The organism is Corynebacterium endometrii (assembly GCF_004795735.1).
GTDB classification, from domain to species: domain Bacteria; phylum Actinomycetota; class Actinomycetes; order Mycobacteriales; family Mycobacteriaceae; genus Corynebacterium; species Corynebacterium endometrii.
The window spans coordinates 2,274,897-2,294,262 of record NZ_CP039247.1; the positions used below are offsets into that span (position 1 = coordinate 2,274,897).

The 19,366-nt window shown below is 62.5% G+C and carries 15 protein-coding genes and 1 tRNA gene; 8 read left to right on the forward strand and 8 right to left on the reverse strand.

Features of this window, described 5'->3' with window-relative positions; all coding sequences use genetic code 11:
* Nucleotides 1–9: 9 nt before the first annotated feature.
* Genes CENDO_RS10260 through CENDO_RS10275 form a run of 4 tightly spaced genes read right to left on the reverse strand, consistent with a single transcriptional unit; the run spans nt 10 to nt 3,874 of the window.
* On the reverse strand, nt 10–894 hold the full coding sequence (locus tag CENDO_RS10260) for a sulfite exporter TauE/SafE family protein (RefSeq protein ID WP_136141927.1): 885 nt from the start codon (nt 892–894) through the stop codon (nt 10–12).
* Between the two features lie 27 nt (nt 895–921).
* Entirely contained in the window at nt 922–2,193 is a 1,272-nt protein-coding gene (locus CENDO_RS10265; protein ID WP_136141928.1) for a sulfate adenylyltransferase subunit 1, read from the reverse strand.
* Entirely contained in the window at nt 2,193–3,089 is an 897-nt protein-coding gene (cysD, locus tag CENDO_RS10270; RefSeq protein WP_136141929.1) for a sulfate adenylyltransferase subunit CysD, read from the reverse strand. Before cysD ends, CENDO_RS10265 begins: the two co-directional genes overlap by 1 nt.
* Nucleotides 3,089–3,874, reverse strand: a complete 786-nt coding sequence (locus CENDO_RS10275) for a phosphoadenylyl-sulfate reductase (RefSeq protein ID WP_136141930.1) — start codon at nt 3,872–3,874, stop codon at nt 3,089–3,091. Before CENDO_RS10275 ends, cysD begins: the two co-directional genes overlap by 1 nt.
* A 195-nt stretch (nt 3,875–4,069) precedes the next feature.
* Here CENDO_RS10275 and CENDO_RS10280 point away from each other — a divergent pair, with 195 nt between their 5' ends.
* The 7 genes from CENDO_RS10280 to CENDO_RS10310 all read left to right on the forward strand — a co-directional run bounded on the left by CENDO_RS10280 (nt 4,070) and on the right by CENDO_RS10310 (nt 14,949).
* Nucleotides 4,070–4,507, forward strand: coding sequence for a methylenetetrahydrofolate--tRNA-(uracil-5-)-methyltransferase (locus CENDO_RS10280; protein ID WP_136141931.1), 438 nt, complete (start codon nt 4,070–4,072; stop codon nt 4,505–4,507).
* Nucleotides 4,508–4,615: 108 nt separating this feature from the next.
* Complete coding sequence (locus CENDO_RS10285; RefSeq protein ID WP_136141932.1) at nt 4,616–6,331, forward strand: ABC transporter ATP-binding protein; 1,716 nt, start codon at nt 4,616–4,618, stop codon at nt 6,329–6,331.
* Entirely contained in the window at nt 6,332–8,266 is a 1,935-nt protein-coding gene (locus CENDO_RS10290; protein WP_136141933.1) for an ABC transporter ATP-binding protein, read from the forward strand.
* Between the two features lie 160 nt (nt 8,267–8,426).
* Nucleotides 8,427–11,414, forward strand: coding sequence for a (Fe-S)-binding protein (locus tag CENDO_RS10295; RefSeq protein ID WP_136142268.1), 2,988 nt, complete (start codon nt 8,427–8,429; stop codon nt 11,412–11,414).
* 63 nt (nt 11,415–11,477) lie between these two features.
* Nucleotides 11,478–12,740 (forward strand): cation:proton antiporter, encoded by a 1,263-nt coding sequence (locus tag CENDO_RS10300; protein ID WP_136141934.1) that lies wholly within the window; start codon nt 11,478–11,480, stop codon nt 12,738–12,740.
* Between the two features lie 17 nt (nt 12,741–12,757).
* Nucleotides 12,758–13,387, forward strand: coding sequence for a DUF1707 SHOCT-like domain-containing protein (locus tag CENDO_RS10305; protein ID WP_136141935.1), 630 nt, complete (start codon nt 12,758–12,760; stop codon nt 13,385–13,387).
* 329 nt (nt 13,388–13,716) lie between these two features.
* Nucleotides 13,717–14,949, forward strand: a complete 1,233-nt coding sequence (locus CENDO_RS10310) for a pyridoxal phosphate-dependent aminotransferase (RefSeq protein ID WP_136141936.1) — start codon at nt 13,717–13,719, stop codon at nt 14,947–14,949.
* Nucleotides 14,950–15,011: 62 nt separating this feature from the next.
* Here CENDO_RS10310 and dcd read toward each other — a convergent pair whose 3' ends face one another.
* Nucleotides 15,012–15,575 carry a dCTP deaminase gene (gene dcd, locus CENDO_RS10315; RefSeq protein WP_136141937.1) on the reverse strand — a complete coding sequence of 188 codons (564 nt, stop codon included), beginning with the start codon at nt 15,573–15,575 and terminating at the stop codon, nt 15,012–15,014.
* Nucleotides 15,576–15,658: 83 nt separating this feature from the next.
* On the reverse strand, nt 15,659–15,973 hold the full coding sequence (locus CENDO_RS10320) for a hypothetical protein (RefSeq protein WP_136141938.1): 315 nt from the start codon (nt 15,971–15,973) through the stop codon (nt 15,659–15,661).
* A 260-nt stretch (nt 15,974–16,233) separates the two neighbouring features.
* On the opposite strand from CENDO_RS10320, the gene CENDO_RS10325 reads away from it, so the two are divergent.
* Nucleotides 16,234–16,307, forward strand: a tRNA-Gly gene (locus CENDO_RS10325).
* A 207-nt stretch (nt 16,308–16,514) separates the two neighbouring features.
* On the opposite strand, the gene CENDO_RS10330 is transcribed toward CENDO_RS10325, so the two are convergent.
* Both CENDO_RS10330 and CENDO_RS10335 read right to left on the reverse strand, forming a co-directional pair.
* Nucleotides 16,515–17,402 (reverse strand): DsbA family protein, encoded by an 888-nt coding sequence (locus CENDO_RS10330; RefSeq protein ID WP_136141939.1) that lies wholly within the window; start codon nt 17,400–17,402, stop codon nt 16,515–16,517.
* A 140-nt stretch (nt 17,403–17,542) separates the two neighbouring features.
* Nucleotides 17,543–19,354, reverse strand: coding sequence for an ABC transporter ATP-binding protein (locus tag CENDO_RS10335; protein WP_136141940.1), 1,812 nt, complete (start codon nt 19,352–19,354; stop codon nt 17,543–17,545).
* Nucleotides 19,355–19,366: the final 12 nt, after the last annotated feature.

Consider the following 19,366-nt stretch of genomic DNA (forward strand, 5'->3'; position numbering starts at 1 on the left):
GCCCCTACTTTAGCCCGCGGCCAGCCGCATCTTGTTGCGGGAGTAGGCCTTAAACCCGTGGACGCCAAGATTGATACCGATGAGCAGCACGGCGCCGCGAACAAGCCACAGCACCTCTTCGGGGGCGTCTAGGGCGCCCAGGACCGTAGGCACGTTGAGCAGCACCAACAAGGTGCCCACAAAGCTGCCCAAGATGACCGGGTTGAGCCGGGTCACTGACCACGCCGCGATGGGCGCGGCGATCACCCCGCCGATGAGCAGCGCCGCGACGGTCAGGAGGTTAGACACCAGGTCTTCCCACATGCCGAAGGCAAACCCGAAGGTAGCCGCGGCGGCGATGGAAAACTCCGCGGTGCACACGGTACCCACCACCCGCCGGGGTTCGATGCGCCCGGCGGAAAGCAGCGTAGAGGTGGTAATTGGGCCCCACCCACCGCCGCCGGTGGAGTCCACAAAGCCGCCGATGAATCCCAACGCCCCCAGGAAACCGGTCCCGTGGTTGCGCTGGGAGTAGGTGCGCTGCACCCGCCCGCGGGAGAACCGCCACATGAGGTTGATGCCAATGCATAGGAGGATCGCGGCGGTAATAGGCCGGGCGGCATCCATATGCAGGTTCGCCAGCAGCGTGGCGCCGAGGAATGCCGCCACGGAACCCGGAACCGCCAGCGCCAGCGCCACCTTCCAATCCACGTTGCCAAAGCGCCAGTGGGTGGCGCCGGAGGCCAAGGTGGTTCCCAGCTGCGCGGCATGGACCGCCGCGGAGGCCTGGGCGGGCCCCAGTCCGGCCAGCGTGATGAGCAAGGTGGTGGACGTAGCGCCAAACCCCATGCCCAATCCGCCGTCCACTAGCTGGGCGGCGAACCCGGCCAGGGCGATCAGCAACAGTATGAGCATGGGGTATAAACCTCTTCGGCTTAGCCGTTAACGCAGGCGGTGGCCCACAAAACCGGCGGCCAGGGTGTTGCCCGTGGCCTGGTCGATGAGCAGGAAGTTGCCCACGGCGCCGCGCGCGGCGTAGTCCTCGACCGGCAGCTCCTGAGCCGCCTGGATGGTCACATGGGCAATCTCGTTGAGCTCCACCTGCTCCGGGGAATCCTGGTCAGCCACGCCATCGAGATCCAGGATGCGCTCGAGCTGGCCCACGCGGGCCTTGACCTGGGAGGAACCGTAGCGCAGCTGCACCATCGCCCCCGGGCGCAGGGCCTTGTCAGTCAGCGCCACGATGGTTGCGTCGAATTCGCGCACCGCCTCCGGGCGGGCGCCGCCGGCAATCATATCACCGCGGGTCAGATCGATCTCATCCGCCAGGCGAAGGACCACGGACTCGCCCGCGGTGGCGCTTTGGGCCTCGCCGTCGGTGGTGTCAATGTGGGTGACGGTGCTGGTGCGCCCCTCGGCGAGGTACACGGTGTCCCCCACGGAGACGCCGCCCGCTTGGACGCGGCCCGCGTAACCGCGGTAATCGCTGGAGTGCTCGCGGATGACGTACTGCACCGGGAAGCGGAAGTCTAGATCCGCGGCGCGGCCGCCGGCGACCGGGATGCTTTCCAGGATCTCCAGCACGGTTGGGCCCTCATACCAGCCCATGTTCGTGGACTTTTCCACTACGTTGTCACCCTTGAGCGCGGAAATGGGCACCACGAAGGTATCGGTAATGCCCAGGCGGGTGGCCACCTCGTGGAAGTCAGACTCGATGCCGCGGAAGGTCTCCTCATCGTAGTCCACCAGATCAATCTTGTTCACGCCGAGGATGACGTGGCGCACGCCCAGCAGGGCGGCAACGTTCAAGTGCCGGCGGGTCTGCTCAACCACGCCGTGGCGGGCGTCGATCAGCAGCACCACGACCTGGGAGGTGGACATGCCGGTCACCGTGTTGCGGGTGTACTGCACGTGGCCCGGGCAGTCCGCGAGGATGAACGTGCGCTTGTCGGTGGCGAAGTAGCGGTATGCCACGTCGATGGTGATGCCCTGCTCGCGCTCCGCGCGCAGGCCGTCCACCAGCAGGGAAAGGTCGAGGCCGTCAAAGCCACGGTCCTTGGAGGAACGCTCCATGGACTCCATCTGGTCCGCCAGCACGGACTTGGTATCATGCAACAGGCGGCCCACGAAGGTGGACTTGCCGTCATCGACGGAACCGGCGGTGCACAGGCGCAGGGTTTCGCGGGTCTTGAGCTGTTCTACAGGCTGATTCATCAGAAGTAGCCCTCCTTCTTGCGGTCCTCCATGGCGGACTCTGACAGTTTGTCGTCCGCGCGGGTAGCGCCGCGCTCGGACAGGGTGGAAATGGAGATTTCGGCCAGCACCTCGTCTGGCGTGGTGGCGGTGGACTCCACGGCGCCGGTGCAGGACATGTCGCCGACGGTGCGGTAGCGCACGGTCTTGGTCTCCAGCGTCTCCCCCTCGGCCGGGCCTCCCCACTCACCGGGGGCGAGCCACATGCCGTTGCGCTTGAACAGCTCGCGCTGATGCGAGTAGTAGATGGAGGGCAGCTTAAGCTCGCGTGCCCCGATGTATTCCCAAATGTCAGACTCGGTCCAGTTGGAAATCGGGAAGACGCGGACGTTCTCACCGGCCATCTTGTTGCCGTTATAGAGGTTCCACAGCTCCGGGCGCTGGCGGCGTGGGTCCCAGCCGCCGAAGGAGTCGCGGATGGAGAAGATGCGCTCCTTCGCGCGGGCGCGCTCCTCATCGCGGCGGGCTCCGCCAAGCACGGCGTCATACTGCCGCTCGGCGATGGTCTCCACTAGCGGGACGGACTGCAACGGGTTGCGGGTGCCGTCCGGCCGCTCCACCAGGTCGCCGCGGTCGATCCAATCCTGCACGTGCGCCACGTGGAGGCGCGCTCCCGTTTCGGCAACCAGGTTGTCGCGGAACTCGATGACCTCTGGGAAATTGTGCCCGGTGTCCACGTGGATGAGTTCGAAGGGCACGGTGGCCGGGGCAAACGCCCGGCGGGCCAGTTCGAATACGACCACGGAGTCCTTGCCTCCGGAAAAGAGCAGGCCAACCTTGTCGAACTGGCCTGCCACCTCGCGCAGGATGTGGATCGATTCGTTTTCTAAGTCTTTAAGGTGTGGTGAAAGAGTCATTATTCGTGCAACCCGCATTCTGTCTTGCCGTCGGCGAACACGCGGCCGGCGCGTGGATCTTCGCCCTCTTCAGTGGGGAACGTCAGTGGCGCGCAGCCAATGGACCGGTAGCCCTTAAGCGTCAGTGGGTGGATGACCAGGTCGTGTTCCGCGATGTAGCGGTCAGTGTCTTCTAAGGTCCAGGTGATAATCGGGGAGATCTTCAACCGCCCCGTGCGGTCCAGGCTGAGCGCCGGCGCTTGGGAGCGGTGCTCCGAATCGGAGCGGCGCAGGCCGGTAACCCAACCCACGTATTCGTCCATGGCCATGTTCAGCGGCTCTACCTTGCGCATGCGGTTGTACGCGGCAAGGTTGGTGTCATACAGGCGCGGGCCGTAGACCTCATCCTGCTCCTGGGGGCTGAGCAGCGGCTTGATGGTCCGCAGCTTCAGGTCTGGGTAACGCTCATCCACCGCCTTCGCCGTGTCGAGGGTCTCCTGGAAGTGGTAGCCGGTGTCAATGAAGAGCAGGTCCGCATCGAGCTTTACGCGATGGGCCAGCTCGGCGAGCACGGTGTTTTCCATGGACATGGTCACGCCCACGCGCCCGGGCGCGTGCTCAGCGGTCCATTCCATAATGTCCTCGGCAGTGGCGTCATAAAGCTTGTCCGCCCATTGCTCCACCAGCCGGGCGTTGGTGGCCGCGATGTCTTCCGGAAGCGGGGCGGTATCCCGCGTGCCCTCCGGGCTTTGGGCCGGGTCGCGGAAGTTCTTTCCCGCCCCCAGCAGATTTACGTTGTTAGTCACAGTGCACTCCTTGTTTGTTAACGCCCTCACTCTAAGTGCCCACACCGCAAAATGCAGTAATCACTTTCGGCTATTCGGTCCTTTGACCGCTCACGGGCGGTGTAAACCACGAATAAAATTAGTTGAAAATGAACAGAGTGGACTAGTTTTCTAGATAGCTCAGTCTATTAGCCCATCACACTACAAGGAGGAGAGATGCACAAAAAGGCACGTCGAGTGGCCATTATTGGGGCCGAACCCGCCGCCCTTCGCACCGCTGAACGTTTGGTTCGTGCGGGCATGTGCGTCGATTTAATCACCTCCCAGACTGCACCGCTTGGTCTACTTTCGCGGTTCGCGGGACTCTCGGGCGTCGCCGAATGCGCGGGACGCTGCCCCGCGGGCACCACCCCGCTGCTGCGCCTGATTGGCAATGTCACCGTCGGCGACGGCCCCGGCGCGGACATCACCATCCGCGAATTCCACGCCCTGGCCGCCGACGCAGACCGCGACCTGGTCATCTTGGAGCTCAAGGCCCGCGGCGTGCCGGTAACCACGTGGGAGGGCGTGTGCGCCCAGTCGCTCAGCGGCGTGGAGCCGGCCGATTGGGATGAGATCGCCGTAGCCGCGCGCCGCGTCCCCATCTGCGTCTAGCGCCCCGGCCTCGGCGCGGGACGCGCCCCACGGGCCGCTGTTGTCCCCGTGGTGTGCAACGGGACTAGAGTTTGGGTAGTTTCTGCCCACCACCGCGAGAAGGCGCCCGTGAAACTTTTCTCCATATTATTGACCCGCTCGAAGCCCTACCTTGGCTTCGTGCTCGCCGTTGTCCTCCTGCAGGCAGCCACCACCGCGGCCACGCTGTATCTACCCTCCCTCAACGCCCGCATCATCGATAACGGGGTCGCCAAGGGGGATGTCCCCTACATTTGGGATACCGGTGCGGTCATGCTCGGGGTGGCTTTCATTCAGGTACTAACTGCGGTTGCGGCCGTGTGGTTCGGTTCCCGCACGGCCATGGGGGTTGGGCGCGACCTGCGCCGCCAGGTCTTCCGGCATGTCTCCGCCTTTTCCTCCGAGGACATGGCCCGCTTCGGCGCCGCCACGTTGATTACCCGCGCCACCAATGACGTTCAGCAGGTTCAGATGGTCTACCTCATGATCCTGAATTTCATGGTCACCGCCCCCATCATGTGCATCGGCGGCATCATCATGGCCATGCGTGAGGACGCCGGGATGTCCTGGCTGGTCTGGGTTTCCGTGGCCGTCCTGCTGGGCGTGATTGCCGCCATCATCATGCGGCTTATGCCGCTATTCACGGCGATGCAGGACAAGCTGGACTCCATTAACGCAACGGTGCGTGAGCAGATCACGGGCGTCCGCGTGGTCCGCGCCTTCGGCCGCGAAGAGCATGAGACCCAGCGTTTCACGGAGGCCAACGCGGAAATCACTCACGTTTCTTTGCGCATCGGCCAGCTTTTTGTCCTGATGTCCCCACTAATCGCCATCGTCCTGCACGGGGCCACGGGCGCGGTGTTATGGTTCGGCGGCATCCGCGTGGATGAGGGCCTGGTTGAGGTGGGCGCGTTGACCGCGTTCCTCCAGTACCTTTTGCAGATCCTCGTGGCCGTCATGATGGGAACATTCATGGCCATGATGCTCCCCCGCGCCATCATTTGCGCGCGCCGCATCACGGACGTTCTGGAGCACCAGCCGTCCATTACCGGGGCGGACGGCTCAACCCACGGCACTACCCCGGTCCGGGGCACGGTCGAATTTAAGGATGTTTCCTTCACCTACGCCGGCGCGGAGCACCCCGTGCTCGAAGGCGTAACTTTCACCGCCCGGCCGGGCCAGACCACCGCAATCATCGGTTCCACGGGTTCCGGCAAATCAACGCTGTTGGGACTCATCCCGCGCCTGCACGCCGCCACCACCGGCACCGTGACCATCGACGGGGTCAACGTGGCTGAGCTCTCCCGCGACGCCCTGGTGGAACGCGTCTCCATGGTCCCGCAGAAGCCGTATCTTTTCGCCGGCACCGTGGCCTCAAACTTGCGCATGGGCAACCCCTCCGCGTCCGACGCCGCCCTATGGGACGCCCTCCACACCGCCCAGGCCACATTCGTCGAGGATCTCAACGAACCCATCTCGCAGGGCGGCACCAACGTATCCGGCGGCCAGCGGCAACGACTGTCCATCGCGCGCATGCTGGTGGCCAACCCAAAGGTGTACCTGTTTGATGATTCCTTCTCCGCGCTTGACGTCACCACGGACGCCAAGGTGCGCGAGGCGCTAGTACCCCGCCTTACCGATGCAACCACCATCATTGTGGCCCAGCGCGTTGCCTCGATTATGGACGCGGATCAGATCCTTGTCCTCGAGGAGGGCCGCATCGTGGGCCGCGGCACGCATGAGGAGCTCCTGCGCGTTAACGAAACCTACCGTGAAATCGTTGAATCCCAGCTGGAGGTGGCGTAAATGAGCACGCATCCCAACGATGAGGACGTAACCCGGCCCGAGGGGGATTCCGGCCACGGCGAGGCGCCCCGCCAGGCGAAGAATTTCTGGCCGTCGGCCAAGCGCCTGGCTTCCCTGCTCGCCCCGCATAAGGGACCGCTGATTCTGGTTGCCGCGATGAACATCATCTGCGTAATAATGGCCGTCTACGCGCCGAAGGTAACCGGCAAGGCAATGGATGTCATCTTCGCCGGCGTGATTTCCAAGCAGTTGCCTGAGGGCCTGACCAAGGAACAGGTCACCGAAGGCCTGCGGGCACAAGGCCAAGAGCAATTCGCGGACATGGCCGGCGCGATGGATTTAACCCCGGGCATGGGAATCGATTTTGAACGCCTGCGCAGCCTCATCCTCTTGGTCATTGGCCTCTACGCGGCGGCCGCGCTATTCCAGTGGTTGCAAGGCCGCATCCTCAACTCCCTGGTGATGGCGACCGTCTATAGGCTGCGCCAGGACATCGAGGCCAAGATTAACCGCCTGCCGCTCAATTACTTTGACACCCACCAACGCGGCGATCTGCTCTCCCGCACCACCAATGATGTAGACAACGTGCAGCAGGCATTGCAGCAGGCGCTGTCCCAGCTGTTTTATAACGCGCTGTTGCTCATCGGCATCATCATCATGATGTTCACGGTGTCCTGGCAGCTGGCCCTGTTGGCGCTGGTGGCGCTCCCGCTCACCGCGGTCATCCTGGCGATCATTGGCCCGCGCTCCCAGAAGCAATTCGCCGCCCAGTGGAAATCCACCGGTGAGCTCAACGGCCAGGTGGAGGAATCCTTTTCCGGCCACGATATCGTGACCGTCTTCGGCCGCGGCGAAGCGATGAATGCAGCCTTCGATGAGCGCAACGAGCAGCTCTACTCGTCCGCGACTAAGGCCCAATTCCTCGCCGGAATGATGATGCCCATCATGCAGTTCGTCTCCTACCTATCGTATGTGGCCATCGCGGTCTTCGGCGGGATCAAGGTGGCCAATGGCCACATCACCCTGGGGGATGCCACGGCGTTTATCCAGTACTCCCGCGAATTCAATCAACCGCTGGGCCAGCTCGCCGGCATGATGCAGATGGTCCAGTCCGGCGTGGCCTCCGCCGAGCGCATCTTCGAGTTCCTCGACGCCGAAGACCAAAAGCCGGATACCGCCGCCACCGAGCTGCCCGGCCGCGCCAAGGGCCTGGTGGAATTCCACGACGTGGACTTCGCCTACGGCGACGATGAGCCCCTTATCACCAACCTGAGTCTGCGGGTCGAACCGGGCCAGACCGCCGCCATCGTGGGCCCCACCGGCGCCGGCAAGACCACGCTGGTCAACCTGATCATGCGTTTTTATGAGCTCGACGGTGGCCGCATTACCTTGGATGGCAGGAATATCGCGGAGCTGTCCCGCGAGCAGCTGCGCTCCCAGGTGGGCATGGTCCTTCAAGATGCGGTTTTGTTCAAGGGCACAATCATGGACAACATCCGCTACGGGCGCCTCGACGCCACCGATGAGGAAGTCATCGCCGCGGCGAAGGCCACCTACGTGGACCGTTTCGTGCATTCGCTGCCCGAGGGCTACCAGACCCTCATCGACCAAGACGGCGGCTCCATCTCCGCGGGTGAGCGTCAGCTCATCACCATTGCGCGCGCGTTTTTGTCCCAGCCGGCGCTGTTAATCCTCGATGAGGCAACCTCATCCGTGGACACCCGCACCGAAGTCCTGGTTCAGCACGCCATGAACGCGCTGCGCTCCGACCGCACATCTTTTGTCATCGCCCACCGCCTGTCCACCATTCGTGACGCGGATCTGATTCTGGTCATGGAGGATGGCAGCATCGTGGAGCAGGGCACCCACGCCGAATTGCTTGACGCCCGCGGCGCCTACTGGCGCCTCTACCAGTCACAATTCGCCAAGGGCTAGCCTCATCCATCCGGCGGGGTGTCCCACCCGCGCCGCCCACCCCACCCAGCTCCTGGAACTAAGTCGCCGCCAGCTGGAATTCTCCACACACCTACGCTTAAAGTGAACGGAGCACGAACCGAGCACACAAATAAAGAGGCGCGCGTTGACTACCACCACCATGATTCTTGGCATCTTGGGTGTTTTACTGTCCCTACCCGCTTGGTTCATATTCATCCGCGGCGCGGTCAAGGTTTACCGTTTCATCCGCTCCGGCCAGCCGCTGCCCGCGGGCTCCCGCACCGATAGGCCCGGCGCGCGCTTTCTCCAGGTGCTCAAGGAAGTCTTTGGGCACACGCACTTCAAGGGCCGCCCGCTGGTAAATGCCGCCCACTGGTTGGTCATGGTGGGCTTTATCTTTGGCTCCATCGTGTGGTTCGAAGCCTACATCCAGGCCTTCCGCCCCGATGCCGGCTGGCCCTGGATCTCCAAGACCACCGCCTATCGCCTGGCCGAGGAGCTGCTCGCCATCGGCACGGTCCTGGGCATCTGCGTGCTCATCGCCGTGCGCCTCAACGCGGGCACCCGCGAGCGCCTGTCACGCTTCTACAATTCCAACCAGCTTTCCGCCGTCCTTATCGAGGCCATTGTCCTCATCGAGGGCCTTGGCATGCTCTTCGTCAAGGCCGGAAAGATCGCCACCTATGGCGGCGGGACGTGGGCTGACCCAATCTCTGGCCTCATCGCCCAGGCGCTGCCGTCCTCCCCGGTCATGATCAGCGCCTTTGCCTTGGTCAAGCTCCTGACCGGCATGTTCTTCCTAGTCCTCGTGGGCCGCAACCTCTCCTGGGGCGTGGCCTGGCACCGCTTCACCGCGTTTTTCAATATCTTCTTCCAGCGCAACGCCGATGGCACCAAGGCCCTGGGCGCCCTGAAACCGATGTCTTCCCAGGGCAAGGCCCTGACCATGGACAACTTCGAGGATGAGGACCGTCCCGGCGTGGGCACCCTCCAGGATGCTTCCTGGAAGATGCTGCTGGATTCCACCGTCTGCACCGAATGCGGCCGCTGCCAGGACCTGTGCCCCGCGTGGAACACCAATAAACCTCTGAGCCCAAAGAAGGTCATGCTTGATATCAAGCAAGCGGCGCTCCATGCTGACCTCACGCCGGACAACTCCCATGCCGGAGTCGATGTCCTTTCCATGGCACAGTCCATGTCTGACGTCATTACCGATGATGTCCTTTGGTCCTGCACCAACTGCGGCGCCTGCGTGGACCAGTGCCCGGTAGACATCGAACACATCGATCACCTCGCGGACCTCCGACGTTTCCGCGTGCTTCACGACTCGGAATTCCCCTCTGAACTCACGGGGTTATTTAAGAATCTCGAAACCAAGGGCAACCCGTGGGGCCGTAACTCCTCCGAGCGCAAGAGCTGGATTGAGGAGGCCCGCGCTGATGGCATTGAAGTGCCAATCGTCAGCGAAGAGGTATCCGCCGGTCGTGACCTTGATTTCGAGTACCTGTACTGGGTCGGCTGCGCCGGCGCCTACGATGATGCCGGCCGCGCCACGACCCGCGCCACCGTCGATCTCCTGCACACCGCGGGCGTGAAGTTTGCCGTCCTGGCTACCGGCGAGACCTGCACGGGCGATCCAGCCCGCCGCGCGGGCAACGAATTCTTGTTCCAGATGCTGGCCGCAGAAAACATCGCCACCCTCAATGAGGCCTTCGAAGGCGTCCCCCAGGAACAGCGCAAGATTATAACCACCTGCCCTCATTGCTTTAACACCATCCGCAACGAATACCCAGATTTCGATGGGCACTTTGAGGTCTTCCACCACACCCAGCTGCTCAACCGCCTGGTCCGCGATGGCCTGCTGACCCCGGTTCCGCGTGGACCGGAAAACCGCAAGCCGGTTACCTACCACGATCCTTGCTTCCTGGGCCGCCACAACAAGGTTTATGACCCACCGCGTGAACTCATTGAAGCCACCGGCGCGCACCTAGCCGAGATGGACAAATCTCGCGAGGAAGCCTTCTGCTGTGGTGCCGGCGGTGCCCGCATGTTCCAGGAGGAAAAACTGGGCCAGCGCATCAACGAATTCCGCACGGAGCAGGCGCTGCAGACCGGCGCCGAGGAAATTGTTACCGGCTGCCCGTTCTGCAACGTCATGATGACCGGCGGCGTGAAGTCCCTGGCTTCCAAGGCGGCTAGCAACGCAGAGAACGCAGAAAGCAAACCCCAGGCACAGGTCCAGGACGTGGCCTCCCGCCTGCGCGCTTCCATCTCCGATTCCTCCGGGGCCCTCCCCGCACCCCGCCCCAAGTCCTTCTTGGGTACGCCGGTTGTCCGCGCGTCCAAGCCGCGACCTGAGCCGCTGCCAGAGCCGCAATCGGCGGTCCAGGCTAAGGCGCCGACCCCAGCCCCGGCCCAACCACAGCCACAGGCAGCTGCCACGCCAGCGCCTAAGCAGGCAACTGCACCGGCTCCCGCTGCCCCAGGGGCTCCGCAACCACCTAAGGCAGCAACACCGCCTAAGTCTCCAGCAGCTCCGGCGGCACCCGCAGCGCCAGCTTCAAAGGCACCCGCTCCAGCGGCACCAGCAGCGCCAGCGGCACCGGCACCCACGGCACCTACTGCTCCCGCAGCACCCGCAGTGCCCACGGCACCCACTGCTCCGGCAACGGGAGCCACTCAGACACCAAGCGCAGCCCCAGCAGCACCTAGCGTGCCGGAACCGCCGAGGTCCGCTGCACCAAAGGCAGCAACTCCACCGGCACCCACGGCACCTACTGCTCCCGCAGCACCAACAGCACCGGCAACGCCAGCAGCGCCAGCCCCAAAGGCGCCGGCTCCAGCGGCACCTTCTGCTCCAGCTGCTCCCGCAGCACCTACTGTGCCGGAACCACCGAGGTCCACTGCACCACAAGCAACAACTCCACCGGCACCACCTACACCGCCAGCGCCACCGGCACCCACGGCACCTACTGCTCCCGCAGCGCCCGCAGCGCCAGCAGCTCCGGCAGCTCCGGCAACGGGAGCCCCTCAGCCACCAAGCGCAGCACCCGCAGCACCTAGTGCGCCGGAACCACCGAGGTCCACTGCGCCACAAGCAGCAACTCCACCGGCACCACCTGCACCGCCAGCGCCACCGGCTAAGTAGTTTCTGGGAAAAAGTGCGTGGTCATTTTCCGCGGATCTGGAATCCTGTGACTAGTCTTTGGTCATGCACTTGAACTCCACGCCGCTGGTGCTCGCGGCAGCCGAATCCCAGCACACCGATTCCTTGGTGTCATTCGCCATCATCATGACAGTGGCGCTCCTAGCGCCGCTAATTAGCTACATGTTCCGATGGAAGCTGCCAGCGGTGGCATTGTTGCTGATTATCGGCATGATCATCGGCCCCTCCGTCCTGGATATCGCGCAGGAGGACGCCGGCATCAGCCTTATTAAGGAATTAGGCATGGGTGCCCTTTTCCTTCTTGCAGGTTTTGAAATTGAGCTTTCCTCGCTCAAGAGCAAAGAGGCCCGCACGGCCATGTCGACGTGGGTGCTGTGCGCCATTGCCAGCGTGATAGGCGCCTACTTCCTCCTCAACGATGGCCTCCCCCTTGCCTTCGTTCTCGCCATCGCAGTGACCTCCACGGCGCTGGGAACCATCGTTCCGATGCTCAAGCAAAACGGACTGATGGACACTCGGGTGGGCCAGTCGGTCATGATTCACGGCGCCGTCGGTGAGGTTATGCCCATCGCCGCCATGGCGCTGCTGCTATCCTCCCGCGCTACCTGGGAAACAGGCCTTATCCTCCTTGCCTTCCTTGGCATAACGGTGTTGCTGGCGCTGCTGCCGGGGGTCGTCGGCAAGTTGATGCCCTTGGTGAAAGAGGCATTCCTGGAGGGGGCGGCCTCCACAAACCAGACAATCATGCGTTTGATCCTGCTGGTGCTGGCCATCCTCATGGCAGTGGCAGCGGTATTCGAGCTCGACATTGTGCTGGGCGCCTTCGCCGCCGGCATCATTTTCAACCAGATCGTGCCGGACGAGTTCCACGAACGCCTTGAGCACCGCCTAGACGTGGTGTGTTATTCCTTCCTTATTCCGGTCTTCTTTGTGGTCTCCGGCATGGCGCTGGACTGGAACGTCATCAAGGACGAGCCGCTACTGGTGCTGGCCGTGCCGCTGCTGATTCTTTTTACCCGCGGGCTGCCGGTATTCCTGCGCGAAAATGTGGGACACACCGGCTCCGATATTGAGACGGTGCGCGAGCGCCTGCAGGTATCCCTGTATTCGGCCACCGGCCTGCCGATTATCGTGGCGGTCATGGCCCTGGCGCAAGGCTCCGAGATTGTGACCAATGAACAAGCATCCATCTTCATCGCCGGCGGCGCATTGACCGTGCTCATCTTCCCTTTGATTGCGGGCTTTTTGGGGGACAATTCCGAAGTTGAAGAGGCCCCGGAACCTAAAAAGGAATTGAAGGACCTCTAGGTATTAAGATTGTTGCCATGAATAATCCGCACGGCAATGCCTTCCGTTTGTCTGACTCTGAGCGCAATGACGCCATGAATCAATTGGCGCGCGCCGTGGGGGAAGGACGCCTCACCATCGAGGAATTCGAAGAGCGCTCCGATGACATCATGGCGGCCACGACCCGCCGCGAGCTGGTTCCTATCTTCGCGGATATCCCGGCGCAAGCATCCACGGAAGTAAAAATCTACAGCCAGGGAGACATTGACCGTGCCCGCCAGGCCGGCGCCAAACCACGCCTTGCAACGGCACTGGCCACGACGTTTGTTGCGGGCCCAGCCTCCATATTCATGACGGCCGTGGCGGTTGACATGGGTTCCGTCACGCTCGGCGTAGGAGCGCTGGCGCTGGCGGTTCTGGTGCCTGTTACCTGGATTATGCTTTACGTGGCCAAGATCGGACCCGCGCACTGGTACACGCCAAGCCCGCGACAGATTGAACGCCAGCGTATGCGTGAACTTCAGGCCGCTAACGCAGAGGAGGCCGCGCAGCGCAAGGCGCTTCAGGCGCAGCTGTGGGCGGAACGCCGTCAACAGGCCAACGAGCTCACCGGCGAGGCCATGGATCTGGCCAAGCGCCAGCTGAGCAAATGGAACGGCAAAAAGTAACCGGCGGGTTAGGTGTGTATTACTCCCGTTGGGATTCGCCTCAGTGGTGCGTTGGCTCTTTGGCAGGCCCCTACGGGCTAAAAGACTGGTTGCAAAAGACTGACACCACGGTCAGAGGCCTGTGGAATTCGGGGAATCCCGGCGTTTTTCTTGATGTTGGTCGTTTGTGACCAGTCTTTTGAGATTTTCCAGCCCCTGGCCGCCTGGCCCCCAGCCGCCGAATCGCAGCACTAAACCGGCGCAACACAGGTGGTTTTGTTGTGGGGTAGCCCGGGATAATTTTCGCGGGGGCTACCACTGGGGCGGGCAAAGGTGGCACAATATTCGCCATGACACGCTCAGGATATAAACGCACTTTTGACGAAGCAGACAAACTCAAGGGCGTTGCCTATGACATCCGCGGTGAGGTTTCCGCCCTCGCGGAGCGCATGGAGCTCGATGGTCACTCCATCTTGAAGCTCAACACGGGCAACCCGGCGATCTTCGGCTTCGACGCGCCCGATGTAATCATGCGGGATATGATCGCGGCGCTCCCAACCTCCCAGGGATATTCCACGTCAAAGGGCATTATTCCTGCACGCCGTGCGATTGTGACGCGTTACGAGCTCGAGGATTTCCCGCACTTCGATATCGATGATGTCTTCCTCGGCAACGGCGTTTCGGAGCTCATCTCCATGACCACCCAGGCCCTGCTCAACAACGGCGACGAGGTGCTCATCCCCGCCCCGGATTACCCACTGTGGACTGCGGCCACCTCGCTTGCCGGCGGCACCCCGGTGCACTACATGTGCGATGAAGAGCAGAACTGGATGCCGGACCTGGAGGATATCGAATCCAAGATCACGGACAAGACCAAGGCGATTGTTGTTATTAACCCTAATAACCCAACCGGCGCGGTCTACACGCGTGAGGTGCTGGAGGGCATTGTAAAGATCGCGCGCGAGCACGGCCTGCTCATCTTGGCAGATGAAATCTACGATCGCATTCTTTACGACGACGCCAAGCACGTCTCCATCGCCTCCCTCTGCCCGGACCTGCTGTGCATCACGTACAACGGCCTGTCCAAGGCCTACCGCGTGGCCGGTTACCGAGCGGGCTGGATGGTACTCACGGGCCCCAAGGGCCACGCCAAGGGTTTCGTTGAGGGCCTGGAACTGTTGGCCGGCACCCGCCTGTGCCCCAACGTTCCGGCGCAGCACGCGATCCAGGTGGCTTTAGGCGGGCGACAGTCCATCTTCGAGTTGACCTCGGACGGCGGACGCCTGCACAAGCAGCGCAATATCACCTGGAAGAAGCTCAATGAGATCCCGGGCGTGAGCTGCGTGAAGCCAATGGGCGCGCTGTACGCGTTCCCACGCTTGGATCCGGAGGTTTATGAGATTCACGATGATTCCAAGCTGATGCTGGACGTGCTCAAGGCGACCAAGATACTGATGGTCCAGGGCACGGGCTTTAACTATCCAACCCCAGACCACTTCCGCGTGGTCACACTCCCGTGGGCCTCCCAGCTGGAAAACGCCATGGAACGCCTCGGCGACTTCCTGGTGGGGTATAAGCAGTAACCCCAAGATTTAAGCCCGCCTCCTCCTGGAGACGGGCTATTTTTTGGGCTTCAGATACGTGACTAACGGAAATTAAGGTAAGACTTCGACGGGGTTGGGCCGCGTTGCCCCTGGTACTTAGATCCCAATGCGCCGGTGCCGTATGGGCTTTCCGCCGGGGAGGTCATAGCAAACAGGGCCAGCTGGCCTACCTTCATGCCCGGATACAGCTTGATTGGCAGGTTCGCGGTGTTGGACAGCTCCAGAGTGATGTGGCCGGAGAATCCGGGGTCAATAAATCCGGCCGTGGAATGGGTCAAAAGGCCCAGGCGCCCCAGTGAGGACTTGCCCTCCAAACGCCCAGCCAAGTGGTTGGGCAACGTGAACTTCTCCAGGGTTGCGCCCAGGACGAACTCCCCGGGATGCAATACGAACGCGTCATCCTCGTCCACCTCGACCAGGCTGGTGAGATCAGGCATCTCTTCCTTTGGATCGATGTGGGTATAGCGCGAGTTGTTAAACACGCGGAAGAACTTGTCCAGGCACACGTCAATGGAGGACGGCTGAACCATCTCCGGCACATAGGGCTCGATGATGAGCTGCTGGGAGTCGATTGCTGAACGGATATCACGATCTGAAAGAAGCACGTCTGTCATACTACTAGCCCAGCTCAATACCCGCGAAAGGGTTCAGGGACAACCCCGGCCTTTCACCTATCTCCCTTCCGGGATTAAGCATATGGATCTGCCGCCGAGCCACCATCGCGAACAGGATCCCAGACGTCCTCAATCGAGTCGCTAGAGCTGCTTTCGTCAACATCATCATCCGGAAAATCATCATCCGCCGACGTTGAGACGTCTGCGTCGCTTACCGTTTCGGTTTCGGTCACGGTGGACTCCACAACCGAGGTCTCAGTGACCGTTTCGGTCACCGTGGTTTCGACCGGCTCACTCGAGCCACTGTCACCACAGGCCGCGAGCGTGGATACCGCCAGAAATCCGGCCGCCGAAGCGGCTACCAGCTTGTTCGGTCCTTTACTACGCATCGAAATCCTCGCATCCTTAAAGTAGGCAACTAACTATCCGTCACCCATTTTTAATGCCCGCCAACCAGATTTCTCATACTTTGGGGGCCGGCCCCCACTTCCAGGCCAGCAAACGAATCAACATCGCCACGCCGGAGCCCTTAACTCCGTCTAACAGGGCGTCTACCTCAAGTTTCGAATTCTACGCCCAAGATAGAGTATGATTAACCCTTAGCCAGTCCGTGGCGGTTGCGCCGCATGGACTCATCGAACGGCTAAATGCCGGCGTAGTTTAGTGGTAGAACATCAGCTTCCCAAGCTGAGAGTGCGGGTTCGATTCCCGTCGCCGGCTCCACTGAAATAATTCCCTGCCGCTACCAGCGAATCTAGGTAGCGGCAGGGAATTTTGCCGTTTAGGGTGCCGCAGGTCGCGGGGTTAGCCCCGCGACGCTGAGGTCCCAGCGGCGCCTAATGCAACAATCCCGTTCGATCGTGGCGTGCGCGGGGGTCTCGGCACGATGATCGAACGGGATTGTTGCGTTTTAGCCCGCCGCCCTGCGGGCTAGTCGAATTTAACGCCCGCCACCAACTCTTCGGGGGTGTCCTTGTCAACGCGTTCCCCGTCGACCCAGACCTGCGGGATGGAGGTAACGCCGGCCTCGGCGGCACCGGCGGTGGCGCCGTCTACCCATTCGTCGTACTCGCCGCCGGCCAGGGCGGCGCCGTCGGCGGCGGTGAGCTCAATCCCCGCGTCCTCCAGCGCCTCAATCAGCTCCGAATCGCTGAGGGTGGTAGTGGACGCCTCCGGGCGGGCGTTAAAGAGGGCCGCCTGGGCGTCGCCCAACTTGTCCGGATATTTGGAGGCTACCAAGTTAAGCGCCGCGGCGGCCCGGCCGGAGAAGTCATGCGTGGTGCGTGGGCCCAGGTAGTTGACCGGGATGATTTCCACGGAGGCGCCCTGTTCAATCCAGCGGTCAATGGAGCCGTCCTCGCTGAGCACCTTGTGCAGGTTGACGCAGTGCGGGCAGTTGAAGTCCTCGTAAATCTGAACGCTGTGCGCGGCCTCGGGGTCGCCGACAACGATTCCGGTGTCCGTCACGGTCACCGCGTGGTTACCAATCGCGGAAGAGGCATCGGCGGCAGCCGAGGCCGATGAGGTGGTGGACGACGCTGAGCCGGAAGGCTCGGCGGACTTCGTAACCGATGCCGAGGTTTCAGAGGCAGAGGAGCTCTCCCCCGGCGCGCACGCCTCCTCCGAGCCGTCCCCTCCGGCCTCATCGCCGGGGCCGCACACGCCGGCGGCGCCCTCGGAGGTGGTGGTTGTCTCGGCGACCTCAACGGTGCTCTCCGGCGCGGCGGGCTGACGGGAGTCCGGGTTGGAACAACCTGCCGCCAGGAGGGCGGCGGAGATCAAAGCGCCGGTGGTCATCACGAGCTTTGGCGAACGCATGGGCTTTACTCACTTCTCTGCGGCGAGGCAGGCTAGGAAGACGGGCTATTGGCCAATGGTAGCAACAAGCCGCCCGCTACCTGGCCATTTGTGATAAAGACCAAGGAGGGGCGGCACACTTTTGGGGTTAAAGCAGGCGCTTAGACGAGGGCCGATTCATCAGATTCTGAGCGCTCAGCGGCACGGACCAATAAGGCGTATGCGCCATCAAGGGCCATGAGCTCCTCATGGGTGCCGCGTTCGGCGATGCGGCCGCCATCGAGGACCACAATCTGGTCCGCGTCGCGCACGGTGGACAGGCGGTGGGCAATGACCAGGCGGGTGGCCTGGGATTCGATCACGGCCTCCTGGATTGCGCGCTCCGTCTCGTTGTCTAGGGCGGAGGTGGCCTCGTCCAGGATTAGGATCTGCGGATCGCGCAGCAGGGTGCGTGCCAGGGACAGGCGCTGCTGTTCGCCGCCGGAGAAGCGGTAGCCACGGGAACCAACCACGGTGTCTAGCCCCTCTGGCAGCGCCCTTACTACGCCGTCCACGTTGGCGGTGCGCAGGGCGGCCCAGATCTGGGCGTCGGACGCATCGGGGCGGGCGAAGAGCATGTTCTCACGGACCGTGGCGTGCAGCAGGTAGGTCTCCTGGGAGACCACGCCCATCCGCTCGGCGCGGTCCGCGGAAGAGATATCCCGCAGGTCCACCCCGCCAATCTCAACTACGCCGGAGGTTGGGTCCGCCAGGCGCGCCATGAGGGATGCCACTGTGGATTTACCGGAGCCGGTGTGGCCCACCAAAGCGGTGGTGGTGCCGGCGGGGATGGTGAAGCTGATGCCGGTAAGGGCGGTATCGGAAGAACCGGAGTAGCGGTAGCTGACGTTGCGGAAGCGGACGTCATTGGTGGCCGGGACCTTGGGCTGCTCAGGCTCAACTACCTCGGGCTCAAGGTCAAGGTATTCAAAGATGCGGCTGAACAAAGCCATGGAGGCCACCCATTGGGCACCCACGTTGAGCAGGCCGGTGACCGGGCGGAAAATTTGGGTCTGCAGGGTGGAAAATGCAATCAGCGTACCGATGGTCATCCCGTTGCTTGTTGCCGGCAATCCGGCAACAAGGTATACCAACGCCGGAATGACCCCGAAGATGACCTGCATGGAAGCCATGCGCCAGCGGCCCGCCAGCTGGGATTCCAACTCCAGGCCCACCAGGGATTCGGATACGGAGTTGAAACTATCGAACACGCGATCCTGGGCGCCCAGGGTCTTGGCCAGGCGCACCCCGGAGACGGACATGTTCTCAGTGATGGTCTGCTGCATCTCGGCCTGGGCTCGTTGATTCTTTTCGGTGATCTTGCGGCGCAGCAGCGCGGTCTGGCGGGTCAGCCAGATGGCCGGCGGCAGGACCACTAAGGACAGCAGGGACAGGGTTGGGCTCAGCGCCACCATCGCGACGATCGTGGCGATCGTCATAGTGACGTTCGTGGCAATAGACGTTGCGGTGGTGGTGACCACGGAGCGCATCGCGGAAATGTCATTGGTCAGGCGGGATTGCACCTCCCCGCCGCGGTTCTTGGTGAAAAACTCCAACGACTGGCGCTGCAGGTTGCCAAACACGGCGACCCGCAGTTCATGCATGATTCCCTGGCCCACGCGCGTGGACAGGTAGGTCTGAATCACGCCGATTGCCTGCGTCAGCACCGTCAGGCCAATCATGCCGCCCACCAGCCAGAGCAAGAGCTCCACGTTTTGGTTGGGAATGGCCTCATCCACGGTCCGGCGGACCAGGAACGGCTGGACCACGGTCAGGCCTGAGGTGGCCACGATGAGGACAACGATAAACAGCAGGGCCGCCTTGTGAGCGGCGAAGAGGCGGGCGATGCGGGAAAATTTAACCGGGGACGCGTCGAGCTGTTCGAGATCCTCGGGGCGCTTGACCGCGGCCGCAGGAGCGTGTGGCGTTCTCATGAGCGCCTCCCT